This window comes from Trichococcus patagoniensis, from assembly GCF_003051085.1.
In the GTDB taxonomy this organism is placed as follows: Bacteria; Bacillota; Bacilli; order Lactobacillales; family Aerococcaceae; genus Trichococcus; species Trichococcus patagoniensis.
The window spans coordinates 90,277-107,895 of the sequence record NZ_QAOM01000003.1; the positions used below are offsets into that span (position 1 = coordinate 90,277).

At 46.0% G+C, this 17,619-nt stretch carries 19 protein-coding genes; 1 reads left to right on the forward strand and 18 read right to left on the reverse strand.

Annotation, left to right across the window (positions count from 1 at the left end):
- Nucleotides 1-11: 11 nt before the first annotated feature.
- The 11 genes from C8U37_RS02690 to C8U37_RS02740 form a co-directional block, all read right to left on the reverse strand.
- Nucleotides 12-866 (reverse strand): ABC transporter permease, encoded by an 855-nt coding sequence (locus C8U37_RS02690; protein WP_108031727.1) that lies wholly within the window; start codon nt 864-866, stop codon nt 12-14.
- Nucleotides 863-1,777 carry an ABC transporter ATP-binding protein gene (locus tag C8U37_RS02695; RefSeq protein ID WP_108031728.1) on the reverse strand — a complete coding sequence of 305 codons (915 nt, stop codon included), beginning with the start codon at nt 1,775-1,777 and terminating at the stop codon, nt 863-865. Before C8U37_RS02695 ends, C8U37_RS02690 begins: the two co-directional genes overlap by 4 nt.
- Before the next feature lie 723 nt (nt 1,778-2,500).
- Entirely contained in the window at nt 2,501-2,764 is a 264-nt protein-coding gene (locus tag C8U37_RS02700; protein ID WP_211306103.1) for a metal-sensitive transcriptional regulator, read from the reverse strand.
- A complete protein-coding gene (locus C8U37_RS02705; protein ID WP_108031729.1) occupies nt 2,761-3,057 on the reverse strand; it encodes a rhodanese-like domain-containing protein in 297 nt (98 codons plus the stop codon). The genes C8U37_RS02700 and C8U37_RS02705 overlap by 4 nt, the downstream gene beginning before the upstream one ends.
- Nucleotide 3,058: 1 nt before the next feature.
- Nucleotides 3,059-4,711 (reverse strand): FAD-dependent oxidoreductase, encoded by a 1,653-nt coding sequence (locus C8U37_RS02710; RefSeq protein ID WP_108031825.1) that lies wholly within the window; start codon nt 4,709-4,711, stop codon nt 3,059-3,061.
- Nucleotides 4,711-5,025: a rhodanese-like domain-containing protein gene (locus tag C8U37_RS02715; protein ID WP_108031730.1), complete on the reverse strand. Its 315-nt coding sequence runs from the start codon at nt 5,023-5,025 to the stop codon at nt 4,711-4,713. The genes C8U37_RS02710 and C8U37_RS02715 overlap by 1 nt, the downstream gene beginning before the upstream one ends.
- Before the next feature lie 194 nt (nt 5,026-5,219).
- Complete coding sequence (locus C8U37_RS02720; RefSeq protein ID WP_108031731.1) at nt 5,220-6,401, reverse strand: aminotransferase class I/II-fold pyridoxal phosphate-dependent enzyme; 1,182 nt, start codon at nt 6,399-6,401, stop codon at nt 5,220-5,222.
- Nucleotides 6,398-6,892, reverse strand: a complete 495-nt coding sequence (locus C8U37_RS02725; protein ID WP_108031732.1) for an Lrp/AsnC family transcriptional regulator — start codon at nt 6,890-6,892, stop codon at nt 6,398-6,400. Before C8U37_RS02725 ends, C8U37_RS02720 begins: the two co-directional genes overlap by 4 nt.
- Before the next feature lie 219 nt (nt 6,893-7,111).
- Complete coding sequence (locus C8U37_RS02730; RefSeq protein ID WP_108031733.1) at nt 7,112-8,875, reverse strand: glycoside hydrolase family 3 protein; 1,764 nt, start codon at nt 8,873-8,875, stop codon at nt 7,112-7,114.
- 374 nt (nt 8,876-9,249) lie between these two features.
- Entirely contained in the window at nt 9,250-9,486 is a 237-nt protein-coding gene (locus C8U37_RS02735) for a cytochrome b5 domain-containing protein (RefSeq protein WP_108031826.1), read from the reverse strand.
- Between the two features lie 167 nt (nt 9,487-9,653).
- Nucleotides 9,654-10,988: a ferredoxin reductase family protein gene (locus tag C8U37_RS02740; RefSeq protein WP_108031734.1), complete on the reverse strand. Its 1,335-nt coding sequence runs from the start codon at nt 10,986-10,988 to the stop codon at nt 9,654-9,656.
- A gap of 217 nt (nt 10,989-11,205) precedes the next feature.
- Between C8U37_RS02740 and C8U37_RS02745 the strand changes: the two genes are divergently transcribed.
- Nucleotides 11,206-11,733: an acyl-CoA thioesterase gene (locus C8U37_RS02745; protein ID WP_108031735.1), complete on the forward strand. Its 528-nt coding sequence runs from the start codon at nt 11,206-11,208 to the stop codon at nt 11,731-11,733.
- Between the two features lie 55 nt (nt 11,734-11,788).
- Here the strand turns inward: C8U37_RS02745 and C8U37_RS02750 are convergent, their stop codons facing one another.
- From C8U37_RS02750 to C8U37_RS14735, 7 genes are read right to left on the reverse strand one after another with little or no spacing between them, the layout of a single operon-like run.
- Nucleotides 11,789-13,183, reverse strand: a complete 1,395-nt coding sequence (locus C8U37_RS02750; RefSeq protein WP_108031736.1) for an oxaloacetate decarboxylase subunit alpha — start codon at nt 13,181-13,183, stop codon at nt 11,789-11,791.
- Nucleotides 13,176-13,733, reverse strand: a complete 558-nt coding sequence (gene citX / locus C8U37_RS02755; RefSeq protein WP_108031737.1) for a citrate lyase holo-[acyl-carrier protein] synthase — start codon at nt 13,731-13,733, stop codon at nt 13,176-13,178. The genes C8U37_RS02750 and citX overlap by 8 nt, the downstream gene beginning before the upstream one ends.
- On the reverse strand, nt 13,726-15,258 hold the full coding sequence (gene citF / locus C8U37_RS02760) for a citrate lyase subunit alpha (RefSeq protein ID WP_108031738.1): 1,533 nt from the start codon (nt 15,256-15,258) through the stop codon (nt 13,726-13,728). The genes citX and citF overlap by 8 nt, the downstream gene beginning before the upstream one ends.
- A complete protein-coding gene (gene citE, locus C8U37_RS02765) occupies nt 15,258-16,148 on the reverse strand; it encodes a citrate (pro-3S)-lyase subunit beta (protein WP_108031739.1) in 891 nt (296 codons plus the stop codon). Before citE ends, citF begins: the two co-directional genes overlap by 1 nt.
- The gene (citD, locus tag C8U37_RS02770) at nt 16,136-16,444 is read right to left on the reverse strand and encodes a citrate lyase acyl carrier protein (RefSeq protein WP_108031740.1); all 309 of its coding nucleotides are present in this window, start codon (nt 16,442-16,444) and stop codon (nt 16,136-16,138) included. The genes citE and citD overlap by 13 nt, the downstream gene beginning before the upstream one ends.
- On the reverse strand, nt 16,434-17,459 hold the full coding sequence (gene citC, locus C8U37_RS02775) for a [citrate (pro-3S)-lyase] ligase (protein ID WP_108031741.1): 1,026 nt from the start codon (nt 17,457-17,459) through the stop codon (nt 16,434-16,436). The genes citD and citC overlap by 11 nt, the downstream gene beginning before the upstream one ends.
- A gap of 24 nt (nt 17,460-17,483) precedes the next feature.
- Nucleotides 17,484-17,612: an OadG-related small transporter subunit gene (locus C8U37_RS14735; protein WP_086988847.1), complete on the reverse strand. Its 129-nt coding sequence runs from the start codon at nt 17,610-17,612 to the stop codon at nt 17,484-17,486.
- Nucleotides 17,613-17,619: the final 7 nt, after the last annotated feature.

Genomic DNA, 17,619 nt, shown 5'->3' on the forward strand with positions numbered 1-17,619 from the left:
CGGTTCTTTGCTTATTTCGCCTTTCTGGAGATGTTCAGGATAGATAAGCCGTAAAGCAACAGTGCGGTGCCGATCAGGATAAGGATGCTCGTAAAGGGAGTCACTGTGGTTTCACCGAAGCGGATTGTATGCCCCATCATCAGTTTAAAGGCATCCAAACCTTCAACCGGAACCCCTGCGAACGAGATTTTCAAAGGTTCCTCCATCATCACTTGCCTCATCAAGGAAGCCGAATAGGTCATCGGGAACAGTTTGATGATCGTCTGCACATTGTCCGAGAACTGTCCGATTGGCACATAGACACCGGCAAGGAATCCGATGATGGTGCCGAGGATCGTGCTGGCTGTCGCGAAAGCGTTCTGGCTATTGAAGAAGGAAGTCAGGAAATAGACCATCGCACTGCTCGTCAACACGGTGAGAATAATCAGGCCGAGCATCTTCAGTATGGCCAGCGGAGCCAACAACTCCCCACCGTTGAGGAAGATGTAAGATTCGGCCAACACGAACGTGACGAGGCTCATGATGAAACCAACAACTACCGAACTCAGGATATAGGCCGCCGCCAATCTGCTGGGTCGGATCGGTGAGACGGTAAAGTCCTTCAATATTTTATTGGCCCGGTCATCGATCATGACAGCGAATGCCCCCATTGTTGTCGTCACTCCGGAAACCGAGATGACACCGGACATAATCCAGCTATCCATGACATACTGCGCACCTACCGAATCCCCCAAACCGCTCCTCAAATTCTTACCCAAGAAAAAGACGTAGAGTCCGATGATGATCAGCACTGCCAGCAAGGAGAAGAAAACATTCGCTTTGTCCCTGAAAAATATTTTTATGTTGCGGCCAATGATCGGTATCATTCTTGCACCTGCTTTCCTGTTATCGCAATAAAGGCATCATCCATGGACCCTGCCACCACTTCAAAATAAGTCAGGTATGGCTTACATTGCTCCAGAATGGGCAGTGCATCCATTGTTTTGCCTAATTTCACATGGAAGAGGTCTTGCTGTAGCTCATACTGCGCTTGATGAGCATCCAAAATGCGGCTCACTTCGGATACTGCTTCGGTGCGCATCTTCAATACGTCAGAGCTGTATCTTTCCCGCAGCGCATCAGGGGTCCCTTCCGCGATGATTTCTCCTTCATCGATGATGACGACATAATCTGCGCCAGCCGCCTCCTCCATGTAATGCGTCGTCAGAAAAATCGTCATTCCGTGTTCCGCTTGGAGTTTCCGGATCGTATCCCAGACATTCTTGCGGGTTTGGGGATCCAATCCGGTCGTCGGCTCATCCAAAAAGAGAATCTTTGGCGTGTTGATCAAGGCGCGCGCGATATCCGCTCGCCGCTTCTGGCCACCAGACAACTTTCCGTACGGCCTGTCCAAAAATCCCGTTACCCCGGCAGCCTCGGTCGCTCGAAGGAATGCCGGTTCCCATTCCGATTTGGATAAGCCGTAAAAACTCCCTCTTACCTCAAGATTTTCCTTGACGGTCAGCAGTTTGTCCAACAAGTTTGTTTGGAAGACGACGCCTATATTGGAGCGGATTGCAAAATCATCCTTCCCTATAGTGAATCCATTTATCGTGACTTCACCACTGTCCGCCTGCAGCAGTGTGCAGATGATATCGATTGTCGTTGACTTGCCTGCTCCATTCGGCCCCAAAAATGCAAAAAGCTGGCCGGCATTCACATGGAAATCGATGTCCTTGACCGCCTGCACATCTCCGAAACGTTTTGATAAGCCTTTGACTTCTATGATTTTCTCCAACTGAAACACCCTCTCTGATAGCGAAGCTGTGCTATGCCAGAATATAAAAAACTTCTTCATGTTCAGTGTATCAGAATGGCTTGTGGGGACAAAATAATTGTGTGTTGAAGTACGGTATTCATTATTTTACATTTTTGCTCCGGTTAACTGCAGTTCTCCGCTCTGTTCCGGCGAGCGGAGGCTTCGCCGGAGTTCAGCCAACATTTGAGCTTGGGTTCTCCGATGAGCGCGGCTTCGTCGGAGGTGCGGCTGATAATTACCGGTGATCTCCGGCCAGGGGCGCTTCGCCGGAGATTGTCCGATAAACATGAAAAATCGGACAACCAGAAACCAGTGCCATCGCAGCTTGTCCGATAATCCGAATGAATCGGACAACCAGAGACCGGTGCCATCGCAGCTTGTCCGATAAACATGAAAAATCGGACAACTAGAGACCGATAGCATCGGAGATTGTCCGATAATCCGATTGAATCGGACAACCGGAGACCTGTGCCATTGCGCTCCTCGCAAAAAGAGGACCGTCTCATCATCACGAGACAGCCCCCTCTTATATTTCATCGCGCTCTATCGTAAACGCGTTCTGAATCCCAGAAATCTCTGCCTAAGCTGATATTACGTCACGGCCAAAAAAACGGCCGTTCTCGTAATATCCTCTTAGTGCTCGATTTCTACCCGGGATTCATCTCGCTCTCACGCAAACGCGAATCATCACGCTCTCTCGCTTTATCTGCTCTTAACCAACAAATTGATTGCTTGTTGGACACTTTCTTCTTTGGACATGCCGTCTTTTTCCTGGTCATTCACACAGGCAACCAGATTTTCGGCAACGATGATGCCCATTGCGCGGTCGATGCTGGATCGTACTGCGGACAATTGCGTCACGACGTCAGAACAGTTCTTTCCGTCTTCCATCATGGCAAGGATGCCGCGCATTTGTCCTTCCGCACGCTTCATGCGGTTGATTATATTTTTGTTGTATTGATTCACACAACTTCACCCCTCCAGGCCGAAATGCCTCCCATTACGTTCGTTACTTTGTAGCCCTTTGAAGCAAGATATTGGCAAGCTGCCATTGAGCGCGCACCGCTCAGGCACATAACATAGTAATTTCCATCCTTATCCAATTGATCAACAGTGTCTTCTAAACCGCTCAAAGGCATAGAGATGGCACCATCAACGTGTGCATGTGCAAATTCGTCTGCTTCACGTACGTCCACTAGTTTGACAGGAGTTTTTTTCCATAATTGTTCGAATTCCGGCATTGTAATTGATTGATACATATTATTTTACCACCTTTTCTGGTCTGACGGTTGCATATAAGCTGAATGCACCATCTAAATTTTTGACTGTAAAGCCATTTTGTTTCAATACACGTTCTGCTATATAGCTACGTAAGCCGCTTTGGCAGCTGACGATGATCGGTGTTTCTTTCGATAATTCTCCGATACGTGCGCGCAAATCATCGACTGGGATGTTGATGGCGCCATTCAAGGCTCCTAGTCTTGCGATTTCGCCCTCACCGCGGACGTCCAACAGTTGATAGCCAGCTTCCTGCATCTTTTCCAATTCATACCATTGGATGGATTCAGAAACGCCTTCGATGATGTTCATGGCTGCGTAGCCGGCCATATTGACTGGATCTTTGGCTGAACCGAACGGAGGTGCGTATGTGAATTCCAATTCCGGCAAATCATGGACCGTCAAATTGCCTTTGATTGCTGTAGCGATGATATCGATACGTTTATCTACGCCATCCGCCCCGATAGCTTGCGCTCCATAAATTTCACCGGTTGTCGGATGGAAAATCAATTTCAGGACGATTGCTGATGCATTCGGATAGTAGCCGGCATGGCTCTTTCCTTGGATATGCACGACTGCAAATTCTTTGCCTGACAGTTGTAATTGGCGCTCGTTCATACCTGTGGAAGCGCCGGCCAAACCGAATACACGCACGATTGCGGTTCCGATGCTGCCTTTATTTTTTCTGTTCAAGCCGCTGATGACATCAGCTACTTGACGTCCTTGACGGTTCGCGGGCGAAGCCAAAGCGATCATGGTGTCTTCACCAGTAATCTGCTGCTTCACGATGATTGCGTCACCGACTGCATAGATGTCTTTTTTGCTTGTTTCATAGTTTTCATCGACCAGAATTCCACCGCGCATACCTGTTTCGATACCCGCAGCGATCGCTAGGCTGTTCTCAGGCTGGACGCCGACTGACATGATGGTCAAGTCGCTATCCAGTGTCACGCCGTTTTCAAGGACGATTGTTTTGCCTTCGTTTTGGAAAGCCGTAGCCGCAACGCCTGTGTACAGTGTCACGCCGTTTGCTTTCAATTCATCCGCTAAGTAAGCCGCCATTTCTTCATCGAAAGGAGGCAAGACATGCGGTGCTTTTTCGACGATTGTTACAGCCAAACCACGGTGTGCTAAGCTTTCAGCCATTTCAAGACCAATGAATCCAGCTCCGATGACGACTGCTTTTTTCGGTTTATGCTCAAGGATGAAACCTGTGACAGCATCCACATCCGGCACATTGCGCATTGTGAAGATATTTTTGGCTTCGGATAGACCTTCAGCTGGCGGTACGAATGGTTTTGCTCCTGGGGATAAAATGACTTTATCGTAAGCCAACTGGTATTCGCCCTCTTTTGAACGGACCGTGACTTCTTTTTTATCTGAATCGATCGCAATCGCTTCACTGAAAGGACGGACATCCAAGTCAAAACGTGCCCGCAGTTGCTCAGGCGTTTGGACCAATAGATCGCTGCGTTCTTGGATATCGCCTGAAACATAGTAAGGCAAGCCACAGTTCGCAAAGGAAACGAAAGGTCCTTTTTCCAGTACGATGATTTCTGCATCTTCATTCAATCTTCTCAAACGTGTTGCAGCGGACATACCGCCTGCCACTCCACCGATAATAACAATTTTCATCATAGTTTTCCTCCTCTTGTCGCGCCTGACCATGCGGACATGCCGCCTTTGACATTGACTACATCGTAGCCTTTGGATTTTAAGATAGTTGCTGCACGTTTGCTGCGTCCGCCTGATTGGCAGATCACATACACTTTACCCTTAGGGGTATAAGTTTCCGCTTTTCTCAACGGAACATTTTTTGCGCCTGGAATATGTCCTGCGATGAATTCGTTCGGTTCACGGACATCGATTATTTGTGGTTTTTCAGTTAATTTTGCTTCCAGTTCCTTAGTGGATACGGAAGGCATACTGTTGAATAAATTAAATAGCATACTTGGCTCCTTTTTCGTAAGTAGTATCAATCGCTTATGGATTCATAATACCCCATAGGGTATATTTTGTAAACCTTTTTTATTTAAAAATTTTAAAAAAGTTCAAAAACACTGATACATAGCCATTTCCTCACCAATCGAGCAAAAAAAGACCACACAAGTTGCGTAGGAACGCAACTCTGCAGTCTTTCTTTTTATTGATTGCTTTTATTCTCTGCACGTAGGCGTTCGATAAAGCTTTTTATGTGTTCGAAGGCTTCTTTCAGCTCTTCGATCGAATAGGCATAGGAAATACGTATAAAGCCCTCTCCGCTCTCTCCGAAGGCTGTTCCTGGCACAACGGCCACTTTTTCCTCCAGAACCAAACGTGTAGCGAACTCTTCCGAAGTCAAGCCGAATTCGGTTATGTTCGGGAAGATATAAAAGGCTCCGTAAGGTACAAAACATGGCAAGTCCAAATCTTTAAGGATTTTCATTAAATAACGGCGACGTTGATTGTAGCTTTCACGCATCTCGGCAACATTATCATCGCAGCTTCTCAATGCAACAATACCTGCGTATTGGCTTGTCGTCGGTGCGGCCATAATGGAGAATTGATGAATTTTGATCATCTGTTCCATAATGATCGGTGGAGCAGTTGCATAGCCCAAACGCCAACCGGTCATCGCAAACCCTTTCGAGAATCCATTGATGTACACAGTCCGTTCCTTCATTCCCGGTAAAGAGGCAATACTGACGTGATCTCCATTATAGGAAAGTTCGCTATAGATTTCATCAGTGATGACGAATAGATCGTTGGCGATGATGACTTCAGCGATCGCTTCCAAGTCCTCTTTGGACATAACGGCACCAGTTGGATTGTTGGGATAAGAAAGAATCAGTACTTTTGTTTTCGGAGTAATCGCCGCTTCCAGTTCTTCTTTCGTCAAACGGAATTGGTTCTTCTCCTGTAACGGGATGGCGACGGGAACCCCGTCAGCCAAGACGATACACGGAAGATAGGAGACATAGCAAGGCTCCGCATAGACGACCTCATCACCCGGGTCCAACATGGCACGCAATGCCAAATCGATGGCTTCACTTCCGCCTACCGTAACGACGGTTTCATCTTCCGGGGAATAATGCAGATTGTAGCGGCGTTCCAGATATCGGCAGATTTCTTGGCGCAGCTCGGCCAAACCGGCATTGGCAGTGTAGAAGGTGCGCCCTTTTTGGAGTGTATACATACCTTCGTCACGCACAATCCAAGGAGTATCAAAATCGGGCTCGCCTACCCCCAACGAAATCACTCCGGGTATTTCATTCGCAATATCAAAAAATCTCCGGATGCCGGAAGGTTTGATTTCCCGCACCTTAGCATTTATCGGATTTCTCATGGAGTCAACACCATCCGTTTATCGCCACCCTCATCCACAAACAACGTGCCGTGATCTTTATAACGTTTCAATACGAAATGAGTAGTGGTTGATTGTACTTCGTCGATGACGGAAAGACGTTTCGCAACAAATAGTGCGATCTCTTTCATCGGAGCTTTCTTCAGTTGCACCATAAAATCAAACCCGCCGGACATCAGGAAAACAGTATCCACTTCAGGGAATTGGTAGACTTTTTCCGCGATACGGTCGAAGCCGGACCCTCTTTGCGGATTTACGCGCAGCTCGATGATGGCAGAAACTTCGTCATCGCCGGTCTTGTCCCAATTGATCAAGGTATGGTAGCCGCAGATGATTTTGTCCGTTTCCAGTTCTTTCACGGCAATCGCCACTTCTTCTGTGGCAACGCCCAACATGACCGCAACTTCTTCATCAGTCAGTTTGTTGTTCTTTTCAATAATCTTCAGAATTTTTTCCTTCAAATCGTTTTTCATCGTTTTGCCTCCTCTGGCTGTACGCATTCGGGCCATTTTCAGGCTCTATTATTCATTTTTTGATAAATGAAATTTCTTTCATTTTATCACCACTACCATGTACTTGCAAATATGTTCTCGATAATTGAGGCATGCGGGAGGGCTCAACAGCACTGAAAAACCCGCAAAAAAACTCCACAGGCTCGCGGATCGCGGACTTGTGAAGTTTTTTCTTATCGATTAATAACGCGTATCCAAGAATCCGCAGAATGCATCCACCGGAGAAACGCCAGTGAATTCGGAACGGCCGACCATTTTATTGACAAGAGCTTGCAGTGTGAAGTCTTTTGAATCGTATGTGTTGATGTAAGTTTGTACTTGCGGCACGTCAGCCAAGTGGTTCGGTGCTTGCACAGATACAAAGATTGTAGGGATTTCATGGACATAAAAAGGAATGTCCGGTGTCCCTTTTGAAGCTGGCCATTGGATGCGTTGATCCGTATTCGGTTGTACCGAAGCCACGTTGATGATCAAGTCGTAGGCTGCTATCAATTCTTTGATCGGACGTTTTTGAGCGTACACGTTCGCAACGGCAGCAGCTCTTTCTTCTTCCGGCAATTTGTTGATCCGTTCTTCCGTCGATTCCCAGATGGAGACTTCGAAGCCTTCAGCTTCCAGGATACCTTTCAATGTATCGACCGGACGGACCGCTTCGCCGCCGATCATTGCACCGAATCCGCCTTTGTGGCCTTCAACGTTGACCAACAGGACACGTTTCGTTTTATCCGGTGAAATCGGGAAGATATTTTGGTTGTTTTTTACCAAAGTGATCGCTTTGTCGGCAACTTCAACTGCGATTGCCTTGTTTTCCGGCAAGCCGATTTTAGCCATCGCTTCTTCTTTGGACGGCAAGATTTCTGTTTTCGCTTTTTTATGCAGTCCTAAAGCAGCTTTTGTACCCAAAATACGCGTCAAAGCTTCTTCCAAACGCTCGTCGGTGATGACGCCGTTATTGTAGCCATCCAACATCCATTGGAAATCTTCGTCCGGATCGTTGAAGAACAAGAACAAGTCGGAACCTGCGGCGATAGCTGTCGGCAGCATATCTTGACGTTTCATGGCAGACGTCATCGCGACCATGTGGCTGGCATCCGTAACGACCAGACCATTGAAGCCCATTTTATCGCGCAACAGATCTGTCAGGATGTATTTGTTCAAAGTAGCCGGCATAATCTGTTCCTGGACGCTAGCTTCCGGATTGAAGTATTTCACGTATTCAGGCAAGGAGATATGACCTGCCATGATGGATGGTAAGCCGGCATCGAACAAGGTGCCGTACACTTTACCGAATGTAGCGTCCCATTCTTCAGTGGAATATGGGTTTACGCTGAATGACAGATGTTGGTCGCGCTCATCGATTCCGTCCCCAGGGAAGTGTTTTGCCGCTGGTGCGATGCCGCTCTCCTGGATTCCTTTCATGTATGCCAAAGACAATGCGATCGTTTTATCCACATCGCCGCTCCATGTACGGGTTGCGATGATCGGGTTACGCCAGTTGCGGTTGATGTCCACAATCGGAGCGAAACTCCAGTTGCAGCCGATAGCAGCAGCTTCGACACCGGAAACGCGGCCCATTTCATAGGCATACTTCGTATCATTTGTAGCTGCGATTTTCACTTCAACACCGACATAGGTACCGTCTTTACATGCGCCGTTGCCGCCTGCTTCTGTATTGGCAGCGATCAATAAAGGAATTTTGCTGTTTTCCTGCAAAATTTTGTTTTGCTCATACACTTCTTCTGCCATCCCTGGATTATAGCGGACGCCTCCGATGTGGTAATTATTCAGTACGCCCGTCAGATATTCCTCCGTGCGCTCTGATCCCATATTGATGAACAGTTGCCCGATTTTCTCTTCAACCGACATGCCGGCAATCGTATCTTTGACCCACTTGATTCCCTCGGCATCCAAGTTATAAGGTTTAGTATTTAAATCGACTCTCATGATATGTCCCCTCTCAAAATAGTTCCGGTACAGACCGGTACTGCAACGCATTGCTAGCAGTTCTAGTATTCCTACAAGAACAAGTATAGGCATTTTTTTCGAAAAATTGAAGGCACTTTCACCCCATTTTCAAAAGGTTCGGATTCTGTTCAAAATTGAACCATTGGACCAACACTGGAGAAAAACGTCTTGGTTTCTGTTCACAACCCCCTACACGAAGCCCTTTCCTTGCATCCAGGAACGCCTCAATGAGCTTTTCTGAACAGAAAAAACAGCCTTGTCTCATTGTCATTTTTTTGTCACACTATCCGTTTAATCGAGAAAAATGGAGCGCTTCCAAGGAAGGCCCCATTCTCTCTGCACGATTGTAATAATCAGTCTACAAACTCGCCCACGATCGGCAGCCCCTCAAGGACTTGTTTGCCGTGAGGCGATTGGCTGGTGATTTCTTCCGTCAATTCATTGCCTGCCGTCAACCCCTGTTTGTGTTCACCGTCTTTCCAAGCTTCCACATTTGTGACATCGTAGACGACCCCATCGACGGCTACATATGCAGGCTGGCCATTTTTGCCATTGTATTGACTGAGTTCTTCAAGCGTGAAGGTACGCATTTCGGTGATTGAGCTCTCTGTAATGGAACTATCCGTTGCGACTTCGGAACTCGTAGATGCACTGTCTTCGACAGTGGCAGGTGCGCATGCGACCAACAACAGACCGGCAATCCCTGCGTGTAGCATCAAGCTCAATTTTTTTCTGCTCATAGCAATTTCCTCCTTCATCATAAACCAAATGTTTCATAATGGATGCGGTCTTTGGGAACACCTTTTTTAAGCAAAACTGCTTCGACCGCATTCATGAATGGCGGCGGACCGCACAACAAGTATTCGGCAGCCTCGTATCGGATCTCATTGTCCTGGAGAATCTTATCGATTTTCCCTTCATCCAGAAAGCCACTCTCATTGGCAAAAAAAGGAACCAAACGGAAATCAGGGAGCCTGTCCTTCAACGATTGGAACTTATCGGTAAACCCATACTCCTCCTGATTTTTCAGACTCCAGACCAGCACCATTCTGTTCGGGAATTGTAGGTGCGCACTGTTTTCCAATATCCCCAGCATCGGTGTGATCCCGATTCCTCCCGCAAACATGACCATACTCACTGTTTTATCGTGCATCCCTTCTTGAACATGCCACATACCGCCATGAGGGCCTTCAAGCGACGCTTTGACTCCCGGCTGCAGCGTTTGGAACCGGTGCGTGTAATCCCCGGAATCCTTGATGGCCAGTGCGACTTCATCCCGATCCTGTGGGGCACTGATCAGCGAGAAAGGATGCTCTTCAGATGAATACTGTGGGTCATAGAGGCGCAGAAAGACAAACTGCCCGGCTTGGTAAGGGAATACTTCGCCATTGTCCGGCTTCAGATGGACTTCCAGGACATTGCCCTTTTCCGGTCTTGTGGCTGTGACGGTGTACAGATTTTTCTTGAGTCTTGTGGGTTTGAGGAATTTATGGTTGATGTACAGGCCAAACGCCAAAGCGAAATAGCCTCCGAAAATGCCTGCGGCAAGGTAGTCGCCCTGCACGATCACGGTCATGGTCAAGACATGGATAGCCAAAAAAGTGGCGGCGAGTATATTGAAATTATGGATGACTTTCATCTTCTCATAGTTGGCGATGGGATATTTTTTGAGGGTAGTTTTGGCCGTTTTGACGATTTTTTTTCGCCCAAACCAGTTGGTCATGATGAGGGCGGAAAGGACAGCGATGGTCAAAAAAAAGATGATGGCTAAGTCCCCGAAGATGGTCGAGTAGCGGTATACCCAGCCCCAGAGAACAGTCACCCATAATTTATGCGTGACTCCGATCGATAAGGCGACGACGGCCATGATGGCATGGAATCGATTCAGCTTGTCCAAGCTGAAGTATTGTTCGATGAACCTCGGACGGGATGCGATGATGACTCCCGTCAAAAGCCAAGTATAGGATACAATCCCCAGAAATGGCGGGCCTGCGGAAAGGAAGCTCCTGTTCCTGAGAGAGACTGCAGCGATAAATACAGGGAGAAGGATATAAGCGGCAACAATCAGCATGCGCATCAGTTTTCTGTTCATTGCGGAGACCTCTTTTCTTCTGCGGGTTTCGGCGGACAGATGCAAGCCGCGTTCCTTTCGGCAGGAAATGCATCTCTTGTGTCCATTTTATAACGTTATGCAAACGGATACAAACCAGAACCCTCGACCGGCAAAATGCAAAAGCAACAGGAAGACACTATTGCGGCCGAAAGCTATGATACAATGGAAAAAATAATCCAAAATAAGGAATGATGATATGGACCATACAAAAAAAGAACTGACCTGCAACCAGACGCGCAACGTGCGCACTGCGTTCGTTTCCTACAGCGAATTGAACGATAAAGATACCCTGTTCGGTGGCGAAATCATGTCGCATTTCGACTCAGCCTGCGGCAGGGCCGTGTTCAACTTCGTCAAGCGGCCTTCCTTCACCGCGACTGTCGATTTGGTCGCCTTCATCCAACCCGTCCGGAAAAATGAGGCCATCTACGTGGAGGCTTATGTTTCCGGCTGCGGGAACACTTCCGTGGAAGCCTTCGCCAAACTGACTGCCACGGATGTGCGCTCGGGTGAAAGCCAAATCTGCGCCTACGCTTTCCTGACTTTCGTCATCACCGACAGCTCAGATCTGGACTTTGCGATGCCGATTATCCAACCCGAGTCAGCAGAAGAAACGATGATCTGTTCTGGTTACGACGAGCGCAGGATCAACAATCTGGTCAAACGCAACCAGAACAGCCAACTGCTCTCAGCTCTTTCGACAAAACAGATTTGGGATGCATGACTAACAAAAAAGCCGAAATGCCCGTGGGCATTTCGGCTTTTTTACTTTTGTATCCTTATTGTACGTCGATGGAAACATCGATTGTTTGTACTGGAACATCGTAGAATCTGTCTTCTCTGCGTCCTAGGAAGTCTTTTGCTTGTTGCGGGAACAAAGCGTACATCAAAACATCTTCTGTGGATTTAGCGTATTGGCTGATCTCTTTTTCAAATTTAGGCATTTGCGGCAAGATCAGATCGGCAGGTCTCACAGTTGTGATGCCTTCGTTGCCGATGATTTTTTTCGTGATTTCTGCAGAAATCGCTACAGGCGGTTTGCCGTATTGACCTCTTACATATTCCTTGATTTCGTTAGGCACAAGTTTGTAGCGCTCGCCTGAGATGACGTTCATCAAGGCTTGCGTACCGACCATTTGCGATAACGGTGTAACCAATGGAGGATAGCCTAAGTCCGCACGCACTTTCGGAACTTCTGCCAATACATCGTCGTATTTATCCTGCAGGCCTTGTTCAGTCAGTTGGCTCAACAAGTTGGAAAGCATGCCGCCCGGCACTTGATACAGCAATGTTTTCGGCTCGACGTCCTTCACTTTAGGGTTCAGGATGCCTTCGTTGCGGAAACGATCCCGGATCGGTGCAAAATGATCGGCGATTTCTGCAAGTTTGTTCATATCAAGACCCGTGTTGTAACCCAGACCTTCCAACGCGATTGCGACGGATTCAGTAGCCGGTTGGCTTGTGCCGCCAGCAAACGGGGAGATGGCTGTGTCGATGATATCAGCACCAGCTTCAACAGCTTTCAGGTAGGTCATTTCAGCAATGCCGCTTGTCGCATGTGTGTGGACTTCCAAAGGCAAATCAACTGCAGCTTTGATTTTACTTACCAATTCAAAAGCGACGGCTGGCGTCAAAACGCCGGCCATGTCCTTGATGCAGATGGAATCTGCGCCCATTTTAGCCATTTCCTTCGTCAAGCCGACGAAATAGTCGACTGTGTGGAATTCGCTGGTTGTATAAGAGATTGCAGTCTGGCAATGGCCGCCAGCTTTTTTGGTGATATCGATGGCTGTCTTCAGGTTGCGCAAGTCATTCAATGCATCGAAGACACGCACAACATCGATTCCGTTTTGGATCGATTTTTCGACAAATGCGCTGACGACATCATCGGAATAGTGTTTGTATCCCAATAAGTTCTGGCCACGCAAAAGCATCTGCAATTTTGCATTTTTGACTTCTTTACGGATCGTGCGCAGACGTTCCCAAGGATCCTCGTTCAAATAACGGATACAAGAATCAAAAGTGGCGCCTCCCCACATTTCGATGGAGTGGTAGCCGGCTTCATCCATGGTTTTGATGATCGGCAACATATCTGATAGTGGCATACGTGTTGCAATCAAACTTTGTTGACCATCACGCAAGACCGTTTCCATAAAACGGATTTCTTTAGTCATGTAATTGGTCACTTCCTTCTTGTATTATTTTAGAAATGGCATCTTGCATTTCTTCAATGGTGTGGCGACGGCTGCGTCCGCAATCTTTTGCATCACGATTGCAGATGAAACAGCGTCTCGTGTTCAGTCCTAACGCGGTCCGGCTGATGCTCTTCAGATCATTTCCTTCCATCCAAAGAACATCCAGGTCAAACAATCGGCCAAAAGGATGCGTTTCTTCGATCATCACCATTTTTTCCTTCAGTTGTGCAGGCGTCAATGGCGAAAGGAAAAAGTATTCCGCCCCTGTCTTCAGGTTCCGGTAGAGGGAAGCTTGCGGCAGATCATTGCCCAACACTTCTTCAATGCGTTCCAGAACTTCAGTAAAGACAGCTTCCAACTGTTGATTGTTTTTTATCGGACCCGGGATATTCATGAGTGCCATCAAGAGGCTGTCCTCTTTCTGGCTGCTCAATAATTCCCGTTGGATGGCGACACGTTTTTCACGCACTGCCAACATTTCTTCTAAAGTGACGCGTTCTCCTTCAGTAAAAAGGGTTGAATTAGACATTTTTTACCACATCGATTATCGTGCCATCACGGTATTCGATTAAAGCAACTACTTTGTTTCCGTATTCAATAGGTTCTGGCGCTCCTACTACAGAATATGCAATGTCTTTTAATTGTTCAATTGTAAATTGAGGAACATCAAGATTACTGAAGTGTTCAATTAAATCTTTACGTTCAGGATTGATAGCAATACCAACTTCGGTAACAACTACATCTACACTGTCACCTGGTGTAACGACAGTATTTACTGTATCAACAATTGTTGGGATACGTCCACGAATAAGTGGCGAAATAACCAAACTCATTTTACATGCTGCACTTGTATCTGAGTGTCCGCCTGAAGCGCCACGAATAACACCATCAGAACCTGTTATAACATTCACGTTAAAGTCGGTATCGATTTCTAGCGCAGATAAAATAGCTGTATCCAATTGATTGATGACAGCGCCTTTGCTTAATGGAGAAGCATACATGTTTGCATCAATTTCATAATGGTTAACATTATTTCCTAAAGAAACAGCAGATGGATGGTCAAAATCTTGCACGTCGATGATTTTTCCAACAAGTCCTTCTTCAAGCAATTCTACCATTGCGTTAGTAATACCACCTAAAGCAAAGCTAGCTTTGATACCATCTTCAATCATAGAATCTCTCAAGAAGCGCGTTACAGCAAGAGATGCTCCACCGGTACCTGTTTGGAAAGAGAAACCTTGTTTATAATAAGGAGAATTAATTATTACTTTAGAAGCATATTCTGCAATCAATAGTTCTTTAGGGTTTTTAGTGAACCGTGTTGCCCCTTTAGCAATTCCTTCAGGATCGCCAATTGCATCAACGACAACAACATAATCAACATCTGTTTGAGGAATACTGATTGGTGTGTTTGGATAAGGCATCAATGAGTCAGTAATAGCGACAACTTTATCAGCATACTTTGCATCTACCATAGCGTAGCCTAAAGATCCGCACGTTGTTTTTCCTGATGTTCCATTCACATTACCATATTCATCAGAACTTGGAGCGCCTAAGAAAGCAACATCGATATGGATATCTCCACGGACGATTGCTCTGGCACGTCCACCATGAGAGCGAATCACAACAGGGTTTTCCATGATACCTTGGGAAATAGCTGCCCCAACTTTATCACGTAATCCGCTTGATGTAATGTTTGTCACAACACCTGATTTAATATGTCCAATTAATGGTTCATGAATATTTGCAATGGAGCTTGGTGCGATAGAAATGTTTTTGAAACCCATTTTAGCAATTTGATCCATAACCATGTTCATTACGAAGTCACCTTCGCGGAAATGATGGTGAAAAGAAATTGTCATGCCGTCTTTAAGGCCTGTTTTTTCAATCGCTTCACGAATGCTACCCAACATCTTTTTGTCGTTAGGCTTTACAGGATGAAGTTTACGAGTAGACTCTTCGTAATCAGCGATGTTTGCTAATTCCCCATCATAAACACCATATTGTTGAGCAAATACATCAGGAATATCTTTTCCAACTTTATTGATGGCCATTATAAAACCTCCTCCTCGTTAATCAGTTTAGCCGCTTTGGCCAATGCAATAACACGTTGTGCACGTTCAACAATTGGTTTATCAATCATCTTACCCTTCAATGAGATAACGCCAGAACCTTTTTCTTCTGCTTCTCTGATTGCCCAGATAACTTCTTTTGCATTTTGAATTTCTTTTTCTGTTGGTGCGTAAATCTTGTTAACGATTGGAATTTGACGAGGATTAATAACAGACTTACCATCAAAACCAAGTTGTTTAATAAGTTCAACTTCTCTAGCGAAGCCTTGTACATTGTCAACGTCAGAGTAAACTGTATCAATAGCTGCAATTCCAGCTGCACGAGCAGCATGAAGAATGTAGCTTCTTGCGAAGAATAATTCTTGACCGTCCGGGTAACGTTTTGTTTTCATGTTTGTTACGTAGTCTTCTGCGCCTAATGCAATCCCGATTAAACGAGTAGATGCTTTTGCGATTTCACGAGCATTCAATGTACCTTCAGCAGATTCGATGGCTGCCATCATTTTAGTTGTTCCGATTTCGATACCATATTTTGTTTCTACTGCAGTGATTACTTCATCTACATCAATGATATCTTGAGCAGTTTCTGTTTTTGGAAGTCTGATAACATTTACGCCAGCCAAAACTACAGCTTCAATGTCTAGTTTTCCAACAGTGTCTAAACTATTGATACGTACAACTGTTTCTGATTTGCTGTAATCAAATGTTTTCAATGCAAAATGCACCAAGGTACGGGCTGAATCTTTTTCTTTCAGAGAAACAGCGTCCTCCAAGTCAAACATGATTGAATCAGCACCATACAGGGGTGCATCCCTAAGCATTGCAGCATTTGCACCCGGGACAAACATCATCGTTCTTCTTAAACGTTCCATGTGTCCATCTCCTTCCAGTTGTAGTCGTCGTTTTCAGCAGCACGATGAATGGCTGTTACTGTACGCGCTTCGATCGTGCAATCCAATGCACCTTTGTCAACAGCGGATACTTTCGCGCTTGTGATGCCCAGATTTTTAAGTGTTGCGATGATGACTTCCTCGATACGATCGCCATATTGTTTTTCTACGCTTGAATCTAGTGTAATGGCAACTTCATTGTTATTGCTAGGTTCTACGACGATCATGATGTCACTTGATTCAGTCGTTCCAGCTACTGCATATTTTTTAATTTCCACTTTTTTCACCCCTATTATTTTTTCCATAATTTTCTATTAAATACAAATACGTTGTTGCTGGTACAAGTTTTTTAATTGTTTGAAAATCATCTTCTTTCAATGCTTTTCGTACACGTGTAGCACTGATGACCTGTCCATCCAGTTCGATCCGGGGAACGACTGTCAGGGCAAGCGTATCAGAAAAAATCTCACGCATACTCTCGTTATATACCTCTGTAACGGGGGACAATGGTTCTTCCCCTACAAAGCGCGTTTTGATCTGGAGAGCAGGCGCGATCCTCTCCTTGAACAAGGTTGCATCCAGCGTCGCCTGTACGCGGGCTAGGCTTTCTACTGCCTGATCCTTCAGAAAGTAGGATGGGAAAGTAGCGGATGACACTTGATAATCCCTTGTCGGGAGAATGACCACATTCGGAAGGTGCTGAGTGCCCGCCTTGACAAGCTTTGATCGCTCTTCCGTCGAAAATTCGGAGCGATCATCGGACAGGACAAAAAGATAGAGAATATCAACTTGTGCAGCAGCCGTTTCAACTAAGTACAAATGACCTTTAGTGAACGGATTCGCATTCATTACGATGGCCCCCGCATGATCGGCATCCCTCTTACGGCTTTCAAGCAAGGCCATGTAGTCCGAAAAATCGGGTGAGCCTTGTTCCATAAAGAGAATCGTGTTTGTGCGAATGATCTCTTTAAAGCCCAGAGATGCAAAGGAAATCGCCACGCAGGGTTTCGTATACAAAAAGAAGTGGATAATGCCCTCATCGTGAAGCTTGGAAGATAAAGCCATCACGATTTTTGTCAATAAATTTTCGCTTTGATATTCAGGATCGACAGCGACTAGTTTGATGATATTTTGATAAGTCGATCCGGTAGCGACTAATTTGTTTCGGTCATAGAGGCCTACTGTATAGTCGACTTGCTCGTCCGGGACCAATCCGCCTAAGACCAATAAATCTTCCCAAGCTTTTTTGTCCGCTGGAACACGCGTTATCCAGATTCTTTTCAGTTCATACATAGGTGAGCCTTCTTTTTTTTATTTTTAGGCTGGAAAACGTTTGATCAGTACAATCGATACAACATACAGGAGGAACAAGACTAGGAAGATGCCGCCCATACCGAAAATCATCAATTCAAATGCAATTTTTAAAGCTTCTGGATCATATACCATAATAATT